The 16800-nt window shown below is 49.6% G+C and carries 15 protein-coding genes; 7 read left to right on the plus strand and 8 right to left on the minus strand.

Going from position 1 to position 16800, the window contains the following annotated elements; translation table 11 throughout:
- The first annotated feature begins 16 nt into the window (after positions 1–16).
- Complete coding sequence (locus P1P86_10510; protein MDF1575606.1) at positions 17–721, plus strand: sulfite exporter TauE/SafE family protein; 705 nt, start codon at positions 17–19, stop codon at positions 719–721.
- On the opposite strand, the gene P1P86_10515 is transcribed toward P1P86_10510, so the two are convergent.
- From P1P86_10515 to P1P86_10525, 3 genes are all read right to left on the minus strand, one after another.
- A complete protein-coding gene (locus P1P86_10515) occupies positions 716–2029 on the minus strand; it encodes a PQQ-binding-like beta-propeller repeat protein (protein ID MDF1575607.1) in 1314 nt (437 codons plus the stop codon). The two genes, P1P86_10510 and P1P86_10515, sit on opposite strands and share 6 nt — an antisense overlap.
- A 2-nt stretch (positions 2030–2031) precedes the next feature.
- Positions 2032–3024, minus strand: a complete 993-nt coding sequence (locus P1P86_10520) for a sugar phosphate isomerase/epimerase (GenBank protein MDF1575608.1) — start codon at positions 3022–3024, stop codon at positions 2032–2034.
- Positions 3025–3095: 71 nt separating this feature from the next.
- Positions 3096–3821 carry a DUF1080 domain-containing protein gene (locus tag P1P86_10525; GenBank protein MDF1575609.1) on the minus strand — a complete coding sequence of 242 codons (726 nt, stop codon included), beginning with the start codon at positions 3819–3821 and terminating at the stop codon, positions 3096–3098.
- Positions 3822–3974: 153 nt separating this feature from the next.
- Between P1P86_10525 and P1P86_10530 the strand changes: the two genes are divergently transcribed.
- Genes P1P86_10530 through P1P86_10540 form a run of 3 tightly spaced genes read left to right on the plus strand, consistent with a single transcriptional unit; the run spans position 3975 to position 6824 of the window.
- Positions 3975–5027, plus strand: a complete 1053-nt coding sequence (locus P1P86_10530) for a hypothetical protein (protein ID MDF1575610.1) — start codon at positions 3975–3977, stop codon at positions 5025–5027.
- A 58-nt stretch (positions 5028–5085) separates the two neighbouring features.
- Positions 5086–6216 (plus strand): alkaline phosphatase, encoded by a 1131-nt coding sequence (locus P1P86_10535; protein MDF1575611.1) that lies wholly within the window; start codon positions 5086–5088, stop codon positions 6214–6216.
- 17 nt (positions 6217–6233) lie between these two features.
- Complete coding sequence (locus P1P86_10540; protein MDF1575612.1) at positions 6234–6824, plus strand: hypothetical protein; 591 nt, start codon at positions 6234–6236, stop codon at positions 6822–6824.
- Between the two features lie 7 nt (positions 6825–6831).
- Here the strand turns inward: P1P86_10540 and leuB are convergent, their stop codons facing one another.
- From leuB to leuC, 4 genes are read right to left on the minus strand one after another with little or no spacing between them, the layout of a single operon-like run.
- A complete protein-coding gene (leuB, locus tag P1P86_10545; protein ID MDF1575613.1) occupies positions 6832–7890 on the minus strand; it encodes a 3-isopropylmalate dehydrogenase in 1059 nt (352 codons plus the stop codon).
- Entirely contained in the window at positions 7891–9408 is a 1518-nt protein-coding gene (locus P1P86_10550) for an alpha-isopropylmalate synthase regulatory domain-containing protein (GenBank protein MDF1575614.1), read from the minus strand.
- A 12-nt stretch (positions 9409–9420) separates the two neighbouring features.
- A complete protein-coding gene (leuD, locus tag P1P86_10555) occupies positions 9421–10014 on the minus strand; it encodes a 3-isopropylmalate dehydratase small subunit (protein ID MDF1575615.1) in 594 nt (197 codons plus the stop codon).
- A 44-nt stretch (positions 10015–10058) separates the two neighbouring features.
- Positions 10059–11459: a 3-isopropylmalate dehydratase large subunit gene (gene leuC / locus P1P86_10560; GenBank protein MDF1575616.1), complete on the minus strand. Its 1401-nt coding sequence runs from the start codon at positions 11457–11459 to the stop codon at positions 10059–10061.
- A gap of 159 nt (positions 11460–11618) precedes the next feature.
- Between leuC and P1P86_10565 the strand changes: the two genes are divergently transcribed.
- The 3 genes from P1P86_10565 to P1P86_10575 all read left to right on the plus strand — a co-directional run bounded on the left by P1P86_10565 (position 11619) and on the right by P1P86_10575 (position 15518).
- Complete coding sequence (locus P1P86_10565) at positions 11619–12695, plus strand: hypothetical protein (protein ID MDF1575617.1); 1077 nt, start codon at positions 11619–11621, stop codon at positions 12693–12695.
- Positions 12696–12793: 98 nt separating this feature from the next.
- Entirely contained in the window at positions 12794–14185 is a 1392-nt protein-coding gene (locus P1P86_10570) for an aspartate kinase (protein ID MDF1575618.1), read from the plus strand.
- 55 nt (positions 14186–14240) lie between these two features.
- The gene (locus tag P1P86_10575; protein MDF1575619.1) at positions 14241–15518 is read left to right on the plus strand and encodes a hypothetical protein; all 1278 of its coding nucleotides are present in this window, start codon (positions 14241–14243) and stop codon (positions 15516–15518) included.
- A gap of 17 nt (positions 15519–15535) precedes the next feature.
- Here P1P86_10575 and yiaK read toward each other — a convergent pair whose 3' ends face one another.
- On the minus strand, positions 15536–16519 hold the full coding sequence (gene yiaK / locus P1P86_10580) for a 3-dehydro-L-gulonate 2-dehydrogenase (GenBank protein MDF1575620.1): 984 nt from the start codon (positions 16517–16519) through the stop codon (positions 15536–15538).
- Positions 16520–16800: the final 281 nt, after the last annotated feature.

A 16800-nucleotide genomic window follows, 5' to 3' on the forward strand; every position in this document is an offset into this window, starting at 1 on the left:
AAATAGTTTTCGTGTTATGAGTGAAATGATGGTCCTTCTGTTGTCGGCTGCAAGCCTGGGGGTAATCCACACCCTGCTGGGTCCCGATCACTATCTACCCTTCATTGTATTGAGTAAAGCGCGGAAGTGGACCAGGGCCCGCACCCTCTGGATCACCTTTGTTTCAGGGGTGGGCCATGTGGCCGGCTCCGTGATTCTGGGAATGATCGGGATCGCCATGGGGATCAGCCTGAGCAAACTGGAAGCATTTGAAGCCAGCAGGGGGAGCCTGGTGGGCTGGATGCTCATTGCCTTTGGGATCCTTTACAGCGCCTATGGAATCTATAAGTATTTCAGAGGGGGAGTTCATATGCATGTTCCCGCTTTTTTGCGTCCCAGATCCATCAGGCACAAAGATTTGCATCTGGATATGAACAACATGGAAGAGGATAGCACCGGCAGGCTGACGCCATGGATCCTTTTTCTGATTTTTGTATTCGGCCCCTGTGAGGTCCTGATCCCCATGCTTATCTATCCGGCTGCCAATCATAGCGGTCTGGGGGTTTTCCTGGTGGCTCTGGTGTTTGGAATAGCCACCGTGGGAACCATGATGCTGGTGGTATTTCTGGGTTACCAGGGGCTTTCCCTGGTCAGATTTAAAGGGAAGGAGCACCAGTTGCATCTTTTCGCCGGTGTGGTCATACTGCTGGCGGGTGCAGGAATGCAGTTTATGGGATTATAGGCTTTCTTTCGCCCGGACTTCTTTCCTGACAATCTTATACAGGTATTTACTGGTCCGCATCAGAATGGCTCCCCCGGTGAAGGCCGGAGTAGCCCAGATTTCACCCTGTAACACGTTTTTTGCCAGCAGTTCGGGGCGGGGTCCTTCCCGGAACACGAAGGTCTCACCACGGGTGGAGCTGATATAGAGAAGTCCGTCCGCGTAAACGGGTGAGGAATGGAATTTGCCTTTCAGGTTTTCGGACCAGTGCACTTTTCCTGTCCTGGCGTCGAGGCAGTAAAAAACCCCCTTTGAATCGACCGTATAGAGCAGTCCATCCACATACACCGGGGTGGAAAGTTGAAGAATGGGAGCTTTCATACGCCAGCGGATATGGGTGGCCCCGATATCTCCTTTACCATCCGGATCCACGGCAAACAGTTCCGCATACTTTACCCCGTCGATGCCGGTGACAAAGCTGGTATAGAAGAAGACCAGTCCATCGCCGGCAACCGGCATGGAGATAGTGGAATCGTCTCCCTGGACGATACGCCAGATCTCCCGGCCCGTTTCCGGGTCCAGGGCCATACATACTCCGGAGCCATTGCTGATCAGCAAATCGCGTCCCTTAACATTCAAAATCACGGGGGTGATATAGGCTTTTTTGCCGATGTGAGGCATTTGAGCATAGAGATCTGCCGGTCGTTCACTGATCCAGAGGGTCTCTCCGGTTTTTTTATCCAGTGCCAGGATCTGTTGCACATCTGTTCCCTCCAGGTGCACGATAAGCTTATCCCGGTAGAGGAAGAGGGAGGAGCCGGGTCCCTGTACATGTTCGCAGAGCAAATCCGTCCGTTCCCATACTGTTTCACCGGTGCTGCTGTTCAGACAGGTGGTGCCGTAACGGCCGAAATGCAGATAAACAAAGCCCTCTTCGATAGCCGGAGTGGGGGTTGCGTAGCTGTTCACCGTATGTATCCTGAATAGTTCAGCGGGTTGAAAAATCAGCCGGTCATGCAGCTTTTCGCCTGTTCTCAGGTCCACACAGATTGCCCGCATTTCCCGTCTTTCAACGATAGCAGTGGTGAACCAGACCTGCTTCCCGTAAACCACCGGAGAGGACCATCCCTTTCCTGATTCAGGAAGCATCCAGGCGATGTTCAGCGAATCATCCCAATGGTCTGGAAATCCCTTTTCCCGGGTAATCCCGTTCAGCTCCGATCCGCGAAAGTGGGTCCAGGAAGCCGGCTCCTGAGACCACAGGATCGAACCCGGCAGCAGGAGGAGAAGTGATACAAAGATATTTCTGTAAACGGTGATGGCAGGCATATTTATTCTTCAAAAGCTGCGTCAAAATCAATACTGGAGGGTGGGAAATCGACTTTTTTTACAAAAGCGGCTGCTTCCGTGGCACCATGTTCCCGGTCCATCCCGCTGTCTTCCCATTCGACCGAAAGGGGGCCCTGATAATTCATGCGATTCAGGGCCCTGATGATCTCTTCGAAATTGATCTTTCCACGTCCCAGGGACCTGAAATCCCAGAACCGGCCGGGAGCACCAAATTCGGTATGGCCTCCGAACACGCCGGCTTCCACGGGTACGTCCGACCAGCCAACGTCTTTCATATGCACGTGGAAAATCCGTTCACTGAAGGCTGAGATAAAATTCACGTAATCGACGCCCTGGTATCCCAGGTGGGAAGGGTCGTAGTTGAATCCAAAGGCCGGGTGGTGGTCCAGGGCCTCCAGCGCTCTGCGCGCGGAAGCAATATCAAAGGCGATCTCTGTGGGATGTACTTCCAGGGCATATTTCACACCCAGTTCCTGGTATCTGTCCAGGATGGGTTTCCACTGTGCTGCAAAAATCTCAAATCCTTCATCGATCATGGATGCAGGTGTGGGCGGGAAGCTGTAAAGCATATGCCAGATAGGGCTTCCCGTAAATCCATTTACCACTTTCACTCCCAGCCGGGCAGCTGCCTCACCGGTCTTAATTACCTCCCCGGCAGCACGGATATTCACCCCTTTGGGGTCGCCGTCGCCCCAGATGTAGCCGGGCAAAATGCTTTTATGCCGCTCATCGATTCGGTCCGAGACCGCCTGTCCGACCAGGTGGGTGGAGATGGCAAAGACCTTTAATCCGTAAGAATCCAGAAGGGCCAGTTTCTCGTTGCAGTAATTTTGGTCGGCTTTCTCTACCTCAAAATGATCTCCCCAGCAGGCCAGTTCAAGCCCGTCGTATCCAAAGGATTTTGCTTTTTCACACAGGGTTTCCAGTGGAAGGTCGGCCCACTGGCCGGTGAATAGTGTTACTGGTCGTGGCATGGTGTTTAAGTTTATAAGTTATGCAGTCAGTTCGTATGTATATCTTATTTTTACCGGCTACGGGCAGGGCATTAAAGAGGGCGAACCCAGATATTCCGGTAGGAGACGGGATTTCCGTGATCCTGCAGGTGGAGGGGTAATTTCTCCGGATGGGAGTCGTTTTTCGGTTTTCCGATATATTCCGTCGTTCCCAGGATCTCCACGTGATTCTGGATCAGAACCCCGTTATGAATCACAGTCACATAGGCGGAGGAGATTTTCGATCCGTCCCCGGCAAATACCGGTGCCCTGAAAATGATATCGTAGCTTTGCCATTCACCCGGGGGCAGGCAGGCATTTACCAGGGGGATGGTCTGTTTGTATATACTGCCCGCCTGTCCGTTATAGTAAGTTTCGTTGTTGTAGGAGTCCAGAACCTGGACCTCATATTTACCCATCAGGAATATACCGCTGTTGCTGCGGCCCTGGCCGTCCCCTTTTACCTCGGAAGGGGAACGCCACTCTATATGCAGCTGCATATCACCGAAACTTTTTTTCGTCTTAATGCCTCCGGTCCCCGCGGCTACGGTCAGTTCGTCCCCTGCCATCCACCTGGCAGGTCCCTCTCTTTCGCTCTCCCAATTGACCAGGTCCCCGGGTCCGCCATAGAGAACAATGGCATCGGAGGGGGGGAGGGTTACTTTTCCCGGGGTGACCACCTCCGGCTTTCTGGACCAGTCTTCGGTCTCTTCGGGTTTCTGGCCCTGAGTATTCACTATCAGGCCAAACAGGCATGCAAGGGCAATCATTTTTTTCATGGGTTCTTTTCGATTTGGTATGACTAACAGAGCTCTAATTTAATAAAGTTTACGAATTGCAAATCTATGACTAAATTGTAATCTCAATTCAAAGCATCAAAAAGCGGAGAACAATTCGCGAAACATCAGGTTATATTTTATAAATTTGATTTCATGCGTTGCCTTTTCACTCTAACCGCACTGTTATTAATTATATTCACACCAATTTGCGGGCAGTACGATGAGGTTCCAAGCTTTGAAGATACCCTCGAAGTATACCAGGATCTGTTTGGCATTAAGGAGCCCTTGTCTCTGACCCTGGAATTCAATATAAAGGAGTTCCAGAAGTCCAAAAGAAATGAAAAGTACCATCCGGCGAAAATGACCTGCCATGTGAACGATTCATTTGAAGTGAACCATACGGTGAGGGTCAGGGCTCGCGGAAATAACAGAAGGGATATCTGCATGATGCCTCCTTACTGGCTGAATATCCGGTATGCCGGAATTGAAGCCGAGGATCTCAGAGGGGTAACAAAGATGAAGGTAGTGACCCGCTGCCGGCAAGCAAGTGTTTATAAGAATTATGTACTCAGGGAGTACCTGGTTTACCAGATATACAACCTTCTCTCTCCCTACAGTTTTAATACCAGGCTGGTCAGACTCAAATATATAGATACTGGCAGGAAGAATAAGGTTACGGAAGACTGGGGCTTTATCATTGAGCCGGAGGCTATGATGGCGGAGAGAAACCAGGCCATGTCGATTAAAAGCGATAAACTATCCATCCGCACGGTCAATAAGGAGTGGATAGACAAGGTGGCTTTCTTTCATTATATGATAGGGCAGTGCGACTATTCTGTGACCGGGCGGCACAACCTTAAAATTCTTACATTGAAGGAGTACGGCCCTACAGGTTATATCCCGGTACCCTACGATTTTGATTACACGGGTCTGGTCCATACAAATTATGCCATACCGGGTGATAATCTGGGTATTACTTCTGTCAGGGAGAGGTACTATTTAGGGGCATGCCGGAGTGAAGAGGTCCATCAGAAGACCATCGACTGGCTTGCCTCGTACCGGGATGAAATCAAGAACCTGATCATGGATTTTGAATACCTGGATGAAGATGGGAAAGTGGATATGATCAACTATCTTGAAAGCTATTACATAGAGAGTGAAAATATTAATTTCATTCAAAGAAATATCAATATCACCTGCCGCTAAGCGTATTTTCCAACAAACATTTTTGCTTTGCTAAGGTTGTTTCATAAAGGAGGACAGGATGAAGCAATTAGTTTTTATCAGGCATGCAGGATTTCTGGCATTTGTGTTGTCAGGACTGTTTTTATGGCTGCCCTTAAAGGGGCAATATGAATCTGGCAGGATGGAGCGACCTAAAAATGTGATCCTGATGATCGGCGATGGCATGGGGATTTCACAGCTCTCTTCCACCTACTATTTCCCGGATGAGAAAGGAAAAGAAGAGGAGCCGGCTTTCAGCCGTTTTAAGTATATCGGACTTGCCAGGACTTCTTCCGGGCAGGAAGTGGTAACCCAGTCCCCCGCCGCAGCAACAGCGCTGGCTACCGGTTACAAAACCTACAACATGGCTGTTGGTGTGGACCTGGATACCGTGGTGCGTGAAAATATTGTCGAAATACTGTCCCTCCGGGGATATATGACCGGGGTCATTGCCACTTCCCATATTACCGATGCCACACCGGCAGGATTTTATGCCCATCAGCCCGACCGGTATATGCAGGCCGAAATTGCTAAGGACTTATTAAACTCGGAGATCGATTTTTTTGCTGGCGGCGGCTCCAAATATTTCAGGGACTCCACCGGAGCCTTTCCCTTTGAGGAGTATGGCATTGAAATTAACTATCGCAAACTGAAGAAAATCAAAAAACCGGAAGAGGGGCGCCGATATGGTTTTTTACTGGGCCAGGAACATATGCCAACCATGCTGCATGGCCGTGGAGATTTTCTGGCCCGGGCAACTTCCATAGCGATGGATTTTCTAGCAACAGGAACGGAAGGATATTTTCTGATGGTGGAAGGATCACAGATTGATTGGGCCGGTCATGGGAATCAGGTGGAGTATATGAAAGCAGAAGTCAATGATTTTGAGAGTACAGTCGGGATCGTGATGGACTATGCGCAAGAGAATGGGGAAACCCTGGTTATTGTAACTGCCGATCATGAAACGGGTGGATTTACACTGGGGGCTGCAGGAAACAACAGTCAGGGGACTTCTGACTACTCGGTGATTGAACCGACTTTTGCCTCCACCAATCATTCTGCAGCCCTGGTACCTGTATTTGCCTATGGTCCCGGTGCAGAAAACTTCATCGGGGTGTACGAGAATACAGAAATTTATCACAAATTAGTAGAATTGATGGAATCTGAGTAATCTCAACACCCTGTAGTATGAATCAGTCTGACAGGGAGATTATCATATCGATTGTCTCCAGTGCTTTTGAACAGAATCCACGTGCCGTGGCGATGATGAAAAAGAAGAATCCCGCCAGAAGTGTGCGCCTGATGACTGAATATGCCTATACCCTGGTAGAGAAGTTTAATGGGATCTATCTTTCAGAAGACAAGACAACGGTGCTCTTTTACTATACGAAGAGCCAGTATAAAAGAGGATTGACCGATTATCTCCGTTATGCCAGGATGTTCCTTCAGGCCATCCGGTTTTCCCAGTTATTTCCTACCCTCAGGCGGGAAAAATATATTGCCAGTTTACGACCCGATTACAAAGACTACATCTATGTCTGGGTCCTGGGAAGTGTTCCCAATAATAAAAGCCTCAAGGGCCTGGCCGATATCAGGGACCACCTCTTCGGCCTTTCTGAAAAACTCCAGCTTCCGATCCTGATTGAGACCACCGTGGATAAAGTCCGGAAACTTTATCATTATGTGGGATTTGAAGAGTATCATAAGTGGGAGGATGCCGGAGCAGGGATCAATGTCTGGTTCCTGAAGCGGATGGTTCATCCTCCCAAGCGGGCCTGATCCTGTGCTACAGGTTCGCTGCCAGCCAGTCGCCTACTTCGGAAGTGCCATAGGATTTCCCCTCCGCAATGTCCTCGGTAACGACTCCTTCGTCCATGGAACGGTTCACCACATTTCGTATGACCTGTGCTTCCTCAGTCAGGTTCAGGGCCAGTTCCAGCAGCATGGCCGCCGAAAGCACCGTAGCAAGCGGATTGGCAATGTTCCTGCCTGCCGCCTGGGGGTAGGAGCCATGTATGGGCTCGAATACCGAGGTATGGATCCCTACAGAAGCAGAAGGCAGCAGACCCAGTGATCCGGAGATTACACTGGCCTCGTCGGAGAGGATGTCTCCAAACATATTTTCGGTCACCATCACATCGAATTTCCTGGGCCACTGAATGATCTGCATGGCAGCATTATCCACAAACATATAGTCCACTTCGATTTCCGGATGCGCCGGGCTCATCTCCTGGGCGATCTCTCTCCACAGCCTGGAGCTGGCAAGTACATTGGCCTTGTCTACCACGGTCAGGCGCCTGTCTCTCCTGGCTGCATATTCAAATCCCAGCTTCAGGATGCGCTCCACCTCATGGCGGGTATAGACACAGGTGTCGAATGCGGTATTCTGGTCCTCCGAACGGCCCCTGGGCTCGCCGAAATAAATACCTCCGGTAAGTTCCCTGATCACTACAAAATCAGCACCTTCTACCAGATCCTTGCGCAGGGGGGATTTATGGATCAGTGAGCTGAAAGTGCTTACCGGGCGGATATTGGCATAGAGCCCCAGTTTCTTGCGCATGGCCAGCAGTCCCTGCTCGGGTCTCACCCTGGCCCTGGGATCGTTGTCATACTTGGGATCTCCGATGGCTCCAAACAGAACGGCATCAGATTTCAAACAGAGCTGGAAAGTTTCTTCCGGGAACGGATCTCCTGCCTGGTCGATGGCGGCAGCACCCACCAGGGCCTGCGTAAATCTGAAATTGTGCTTGTATCTGGCACCGGCAGCCTGAAGTACTTTAATGGCCTGTTCGACTATTTCGGGACCAATACCGTCCCCGGGTAATACAGCAATGTTAAAATCCATTTATTTATCAGTTTCAATAATATTAAGCATTCTGGTGGTGCATTTAATGGCTGCCACCGTCTGGTCCGAATCCAGTGCACGGGTCTTTATGATATTTCCTTCGTAGTTCCAGGTAATCATGCACTCTACCAGCGCATCCGTCTTCCCCCCCGGGGGAATGGTAACCACATAATCGGTAAGCACCGGGTGCTTTTTATGCAGTTTATCATAGATCTTCCACAGGGCCTTCATAAAGGCATCATACTGGCCATCGCCCGAAGCAGTCTCTTCATATACCTGGCAATCGATCTCTATGGCCACGGTGGCTACAGAACGGAGGCCGCGGGCTACAGAGAGCTGGAAATTCATGATCTTAATTCGCTCCTGAACCCGTTTTCCGCGGAGTACATCGGAGATTATATAGGGCAGATCGTCCCTGGTGATAATCTCCTTTTTGTCACCCAGCTCAATGACCCGTTCAGTGACCAGCCTGGCATCCTCCTTGCTAAGCTCAATGCCAAGCTCCTCCAGGTTCTTCAATATACTGGCCTTTCCCGACATTTTCCCAAGAGCATAACTCCTTTTCCGGCCAAATCTTTCAGGAAGCAGGTCGTTGAAGTAGAGGTCGTCTTTCTGGTCCCCGTCGGCATGTATCCCGCTGGTCTGCGTAAAAACATTTTCGCCAATAAGGGGCTTGTTTGGTGGTATCCGGACCCCGGAGAAGGATTCCAGCATTTTGCTGGCATGATAGAGCCGGTCCTCTTTCACGTTCATCTGATATTTAAAATGGTCTTTGACCACTCCAATAACACTGGAAAGCGGAACGTTTCCGGCCCGTTCTCCCAATCCGTTCAAGGTCGTATGGATGCCTGTAATTCCTGCCTTGATGGCTGAAAATACATTCGCCGTTGCCAGGTCGTAATCATTATGTGCATGGAAGTCGAAACGGAGCTCCGGATAGCGGCTAACCATATCCAGACAGAAATCATAGGTTTCCTGCTGGTTCAGGATTCCCAGGGTATCGGGAAGCATATACCTGTCGATGCTCTCATCCCTCAGGGCATCCAGTAACTGGTACATGTATTCGGGGGAGTTGCGCATGCCATTGGACCAGTCCTCGAAATAGACATTCATCCGGATACCCATCTCCCTGGCCAGTCGCAAAACCTCCTTAACATCAGCAATATGCTGTTCAGGAGTTTTCCTGAGCTGATTCTGACAGTGCTTCAGAGAACCCTTCATCAGAAGGTTGACAACCTTTCCACCCGCATCTTTGATCCATTTCAGTGAAATATCCCCGTCAATAAATCCCAGCACTTCCACCTTGTCCAGATGACCATGCTTCCTGGCCCAGGTAAAGATCTTCCTGGCCCCCTGGTACTCTCCTTCCGAAACCCGGGCCGAGGCCACTTCAATGCGGTCCACCTGAAGTTCTTCCAGGAGCACTTTGGCAATGTTGAGTTTTTCTGTTGCTGTAAAGGAAACCCCGGAGGTTTGTTCACCGTCCCGCAGGGTGGTATCCATGATGGTGATTTTCATGAGCTGACAGATTTAACTTCTTGATTTTTCAAATTGAATGATCTTATCTTTAATGCTCAAGAGGAAATCGATATCATCGTATCCATGGAGAAGACACTCTTTCTTATAGGGGTTTATATCGAAGCTTTCTGATTGACCTGAGGCAGCCAGGGTGATATCCTGCTTTTCCAAATCTACCCTGATCAGGGTCGCGGCATCCTGTTCAAGGGCCCTGAAAAGTGTGGAGAGAAAAGATTCCGGAACCTGGACCGGAAGAAGCCCGTTGTTCAGGGCATTGTTCTTGAAGATATCTGCAAAGAAGCTGGAAACCACCACTTTGAATCCATAGTCAAAAATGGCCCAGGCAGCGTGTTCCCGGCTAGATCCACTGCCAAAATTTTTTCCGGCTACCAGAATGCTCCCGGAGTAGATCTTCCTGTTCAGTACAAAGTCCTCTATGGGCCTGCCGGTTTTATCAAAGCGCCAGTCGCGGAAGAGGTTTTCCCCGAATCCGTCGCGGGTGGTGGCTTTCAGAAAACGGGCAGGGATGATCTGGTCGGTATCCACATTCTCGATGGGCAGAGGTACTGCCGTGGATTCTATGGTTTGAAATTTAGTAATGGACATCTGCAGTCTTTAAAGTATTACAATTCTGGGCCGTTTTTGTTGTTTTATAACAGGGTTCTCGGGTCTGTAACTTTCCCGGTAACAGCTGCAGCCGCTGCAGTAAGCGGACTGGCCAGCATGGTTCGTGAGCCGGGTCCCTGCCGGCCTTCGAAGTTCCTGTTGGAGGTGGCAACGGCCAGCATTCCTTCAGGCACCTTATCGTCGTTCATGGCCAGGCAGGCGGAACAACCGGGCTGCCTCAGCTTAAAACCGGCAGCTTCCAGTATTGCCGTAATCCCCTCCCTGTGGGCCTGCTCCTCAACCTGTTTGGAACCTGGTACGATCCATGCAGTTACATGAGCGGCTTTTTGTTTCCCCCGGACAAACCCGGCCACTTCGCGCAGATCCTCCATTCTGCCGTTGGTACAGCTGCCAACGAAGATATAATCCACTTTGCGGCCGGCGATAGGACTTCCGGCCTCAAAATCCATATAGGCAAGTGATTTTTTAAAGGATTCCCTGGCAGCAGGATCAATCTCTTCCAGTGCCGGGATCCGGTCCTTGATTTTTGCACCCATTCCCGGGTTGGTCCCGTAAGTGATCATCGGCTCGATATCGGCGGCATTAAAGTGCAGTTCCTTATCAAAGACGGCGTCATTGTCACTCTTCAGAAGCCTCCAGCGTTCCACGGCACGGTCAAAATCTGCACCTGCCGGGGTAAATTCACGTCCCTTTAAGTATTCAAAGGTGGTTTCATCCGGGGCAATCAGTCCGCCCCGTGCCCCGCTTTCGATACTCATGTTGCATATGGTCATCCGGCCCTCCATGGAGAGGCTCCTGATGGCCGAACCGGCATATTCAATGAAGTAGCCGGTTCCACCACTGGCAGAGATTTTGGAGATGATATAAAGGACCACATCCTTGGCAGTAACCCCTGTGCTTAGCTTTCCGTCTACGGTGATACGCATCTTCCTGGGTTTTGGCTGAAGGATGCACTGGGTGGCCAGTACCATTTCCACCTCGGAGGTCCCTATTCCGAAGGCCACAGTCCCAAGGGCGCCATGTGTGGAAGTATGGCTGTCCCCGCAAACCATGGTCAGTCCCGGCTGGGTAAGGCCCAGCTCCGGACCTATGACGTGCACAATGCCATGATAGGGATGGTTGAGGCCATAGAGAGTGACTCCGTGTTTCTTACAGTTTTCGGTCAGCTTGTTCACCTGGAAGCGGGAGAGCTCATCCCTGATGGAGAGGTGCTGATCCTGAGTGGGAACATTGTGATCGGGAGTTGCCACTGTTTTCTCTGGACGGAACAGGCGGATCCCCCTTTTTTCAATACCGGAAAAGGCCTGGGGACTTGTAACTTCATGAACCAGGTGCCTGTCAATATAGAGCACCGAGGGCCCTCCTTTGATCTCTTCCACCACATGCTGATCCCAGATTTTATCAAATAATGTTTTTCCTGCCATTTTGTGTCAAAATGTAACGTAAACCGCAAATGTAAGAAACATTTGCTACAAATTGACAAAAAACAGACCGTTTTAATATCAAATTATCACTCTGCGTTTCAATAATGGAATCCCATGGAAAAGACTTTCTATTCAAGTCTGAATTTTATATATTTGAATATGCGCCTTAAACCCAGTTCTTATCTCCTGTACCTGGCTATATTCAGCGTAGGTGTTCTGAATTCAGGGCTCCTGTACGCTCAGATTCAGGTAGAGCATGTCCGGCAGGTAGATACCATTGAAACATCCCTGGACCTCTTTGGTGAGTCGGACCCCATGCATATTACACTGACTTTGGACCTGAAGAAGTATCAGAGAGAAAAGTACAAGGGTGAGTATATGCCGGTGTGTTTCAGCTACCAGATCAATGACAGCCTTCTTCTGGAGAAGGAGATGCGTTTGAAGGCCCGGGGAAGTTTCAGGAGAAACCATTGCAGTCTTGCCCCCTTCTGGCTGGATATCCGGAAGACCAGTTTGAGGAAGGAGGAACTGGAGGATATCGAACGAATCAAAATTGTAACCCACTGCAAGGGTTCAAGGGCTTATGAGGAGTATGTACTGAAGGAGTTTTTGTGTTATAAGATATATAATATTGTTTCTCCGGTCAGTTTCAGGGTCAGGTTGATCCGGATGACCTACGTGGATACCGGAAGAAATAATAAAGTAACGGAGGGATGGGCCTTTATGATTGAACCTGAGGAGATGCTGGCGAAGCGTTTGAATGCAGTGCTGATCAAAAGGGATGATTTAACCACCCATCTGTTGCGGCCCTGGGAGATCGATATCCTGGCCCTGTTCCAGTACATGATCGGAAATGTCGATTATTCTGTTTATGGCCGTCACAATCTGAAGTTCCTGGGTTTGCCTGCATACGGATCTGCCGGATATTCTCCGGTCCCCTATGATTTTGATTACACGGGCCTGGTGGATACTTACTATGCCATACCAACTGAGGAGCTAGGGATCAGCTCGGTCAGGGAACGTTATTACCTGGGTCCCTGCCGGGAAGATAAGGCCTATCTGGCAGCCATCGAGCATATTAACCTGAACAGGGAAGAGATTCTGCAGCTGGTCCGGGATTTTGAATACCTGGAGGATAAATACAAGAAAAAGGTTTTGTCCTACCTGGAGCAGTTTTTTGATCTTTCTGCCTATCCCGGAGCACTGATCAACTCCCTGGAAAGGACCTGCATTTAGGAATGCTTTTTATAGCTCTTCGCGGATATAGAGCAAAAAAGTGCAATCTTCCTGAAAATTCTCCATATTTTTGATGGATTGAAACTAATGATTACGATATGCTGACAGTTCATAAGATAGGTGGCTCATCCATGTCCAGATTCGGAGATGTATTGGAGAATATTGTCAAGAGGCAGGCACCCGGGGGTTTTTATTATAAGCGGATTTTTGTGGTTTCGGCTTACAATCATGTAACCAATTGGTTGCTTGAGCATAAGAAAACAGGTGAACCCGGCGTTTATGATCTTTTTGTAAGGAACCTGGATTACCGGAAGGCCCTGGAAGCGCTGCTGGAAAAACTGCTGGGCATCAATCATGGCTTTGAGGCGATCGGACTGGACCTGGAGGTGGCCGACGCCTTTATCCGGAAGCGGGTGGAGCAGTGCAGGAACTACCTGGTCAGCCTGGAGGAGGTGATGGCCTCCGGATATGTGGATAAGCAGAATATACTCCTGGCTGCCAGGGAGATCCTGGCATCCATCGGAGAGGCCCATTCGGCCTTTAATTCGGTTAATATATTGAAAAATAACGGAATAGAATCTGTCTTTGTGGACCTATGCGGCTTTCATGACGCCGAGTATCTGAGCATTGATGAAAGGATCAGACAGGCTTTTGCTGACATCGACTTTTCCAGGATTGTTCCCGTTGCTACCGGGTATACAAAAGGCACGGAGGGAATTATGCGGGAGTTTGACCGTGGCTATTCGGAAGTTACATTTAGTAAGATTGCCGTTCGGGTTCAGGCCGGTGAGGCGGTGATTCATAAGGAGTACCACCTCTCAAGTGCCGATCCGGCCATTGTCGGAGTGGAGTATTCCAGGCCAGTAGGTGCAACGAACTTCAATGTAGCCGATCAGCTGGCGGATATCGGCATGGAGGCCATACATCCCAAGGCCTCAAAACCCCTGGAACTTGCAGGGATCAATATCCGGATCAAAAATACTTTTGAACCGGATCATCCCGGTACTCTTATTTCCAAGGATTACCGGGGAGAAGAGTCAAGGGTGGAGATTATTTCGGGATCCGATGCGGTGCTGGCCATGGAGATTCACGATCCGTTTATGGTGGGACAGGTGGGCTACGATTTGAACCTGATGAAGGTGATTCAGAGGTACAAGCTCTCCTATATCCTGAAGGCCACCAACGCCAACAGCATTACCATGGTCTTCTGGCAAAAGGATGTCACCTCCGGAATGCTGACCGAATTAAAGGGACTCTATCACAAGGTGACCGTTAAGGAGACGGCGCTGGTCTGTGCATTGGGCACCAACATTACCTATCCGGGCTCCCTGGCCAAGGCAGCTACCGCGCTCTTTAAAGCCGGGGTGAACGTGGAGGCGGTCTCCCAGTCGCTGATGCAGGTGAATATGCAGTTTGTAATTAACCGGAAGGACTACCGCAATGCGGTCAGGGCACTGAACCAGGCACTCTGCAACGAGGGTTTAATTTAAACCTTTTGTTTTTTTGGCTGTCAAACTTTTTAAGTTGAAAACGATTCCTTGCTTTATGATAAAGAACACTATTTCCCTAAGCTCCCTGGTCCTTTTCCTGTTTTCCTTCATTTCACTGGCCGGTCAGGATCTGGAGGCAGACTCTTCGGTACAGCGGGAGAATGCCCTCCGGATATTTATTGATTGTGCCCGCTGTGATATGAATTACATCCGTAAAGAGATTCCTTATGTGAACTATGTCAGGGATGTAAAGGAGGCCCAGCTATACATTCTGGAGACCCGGGAGACCACCGGCAGCGGCGGCAGAAAATATACCTTTTCATTTGTTGGTCAGCAGGATTTTCAGGGCTACAATGATACCCTGGTTTATGCAAGCAGACCCGACGATAACCGGGATTATGAAAGGATATGGAGGACCCAGATGCTGAAAATGGGATTGATGCCCTATGTGGCTAAAACACCCCTTTACAGTGAAGTGCTGATCGATCCGACCGGGCGGATTGAGAACCAGGTGGTTGAAGATAACTGGAACAACTGGGTGTTTGAGCTGGAGGCTGAACCCGACTTTGAAGGTGAAGAGTCCTACAAGGAGCTCTCCTTGCGAAGTTCCGTCTCGGCAACCAAAATTACCCATGACTGGAAGCTTGAAGTTGATTTTGATCACCGGTACACCAGGACCAAGTACACCTATGATGATACCCTGTATACCAATGATAAAAGTTACCAGGGACTGGAAGTTCTGGCCGTGAAAAGCCTGGGGGAACACTGGTCCGCCGGCCTGAGAGTCAACCAGCTGTCCTCCTCCTACAACAATATCCGCCTGGCCGTGGAATTTTTACCATCTGTGGAGTATAATCTTTTTCCCTACTCCAAATCGACCCATCGCCAGTTGCGTTTCTTATACGGCCTTGGCAGCTCGTACCAGCTTTACAACGATACGACCATTTATGATCAGGTGGAGGAGCTTTTATGGAAACAGGAGCTGCAGGTGGCCTACCAGGTGCAGGAAAAATGGGGCTCGGTCAACATCGCCTTGGAAGGATCGAATTTTTTCCATGACTTCACAAAGAACAGGGTCGAGTTAAATGGCTTCGTAAACGTTCGGATCCTGAAGGGACTTTCCCTTCGGGTCGGAGGAGGAGTGGCCAGAATCAATGACCAGCTATCCCTGGTCAGGGGAGAAGCCTCGGAGGCAGAAATCCTCTTGCAGTTGCAGGAGCTTGAAACCAGTTACAATATTGAAGTTGGTGTTGGGATCACCTACACCTTTGGCTCCATCTACAACAATATTGTCAATCCCCGTTTTGGCAACGGCAGAAGAGGTTTTTTCTAAAGGCAAGGTAGTGAGCACTACAGCGCCATAATCTGCTTCCACAGCTCATCTGGAATATCCACCCCTTGTGCCATATTTTTTTTCCGGTCTTCCAGTGCCCTCTGACCCGGATAGCGAAGCTGTTCCTGCCGGGCCTTTATGTATTCCAGGGTCTCCTTTATAAGCAGTTCTTGTTGCTCTTCAGCCATGAACCGCCTGGTATCAATGGAGATAAATACCTGTGAAAGTGAGGTTTCGGAGCTGAGTTCTCCAATTTGCTGCGTGGTGTTCCCGCCTGAGATAATGGCCGCAGAAAGGTCAAGCACCAGTGCCAGGGCACTTCCCTTCCAGAGTCCGGCAGGCAAAAGATGCTTTGATTCCAGCAGCTCGCCGGGATCCTTTGTCAGTCTGTTCTGAAGGTTATACCCTCCATATTCGGGAAGCTCAGTTCCGCTTCTCTTGTGCCACTCCAGTTTTCCATAAGAATACTGACTCATGGCCATGTCCAGAACCACAGGTCCCCTGCGCTTTGGGATGGCCAGGATGAATGGATTGTTCCCCAGTCTCGGGGACGAAGCTCCCCAGGGCGGCATGTTAGGCATGGTGTTGGTCCAGCCCAGGAACAGGAATCCCTTTTCGGCGGCCCTCCATCCGTAGCTTCCTCCCCGCATCCAGTGATTGGTGTTGCGGAGGCCCACAGCTCCGATCCCTTGCAGGGTGGCCAGTTCCATGCTCCTGTCTGTACAAAAAAGGGCGTTCGAAATACCGGCTCCCTGCTGACCATCCCACTGTTCAAGTGCATGATGATTATGGATGAGTGCCGGCGTGGTTCCGGGATATACCGTCCCCTTCTTCACATCCTCAATAAACCTGGGGAAACGGTTTATCCCATGGGAAAATACCCCGTCCATGGTGGTCTCGGCAAAAACCCGGGATAGTTCTGACGCCTGGCTTCCGGGAAAGCCATTTTGGATAAGGATAGTTTTAAAGGTGTCCAGAAGAGTCCGGAAGCGGATGATCATCAGGAAGTTTTTGCAGGTTTATTAAAGCACATAGACTAATAAGTTACTTTCAAAGATACGAAGCCTGGAATTCTTTTATATCTTCAAGCCCTGTTTATAAATCCCCCATATATGAAACTGCACCCCTTTAATAAGTACCAGCTTTATTTTCTGTTATTAAAGTTTCGCAGTTCTCTTAGATGTTGAAAACTAACAAGATATAGAAAGAAAAAGGCTATAGTTTAATTTTGCGTTGTTGATTTGATCAATTCTTCATACCCTTGAGCAATCAGCTTGTACCT

The organism is Bacteroidales bacterium, assembly GCA_029210725.1.
Taxonomy (GTDB): domain Bacteria; phylum Bacteroidota; class Bacteroidia; order Bacteroidales.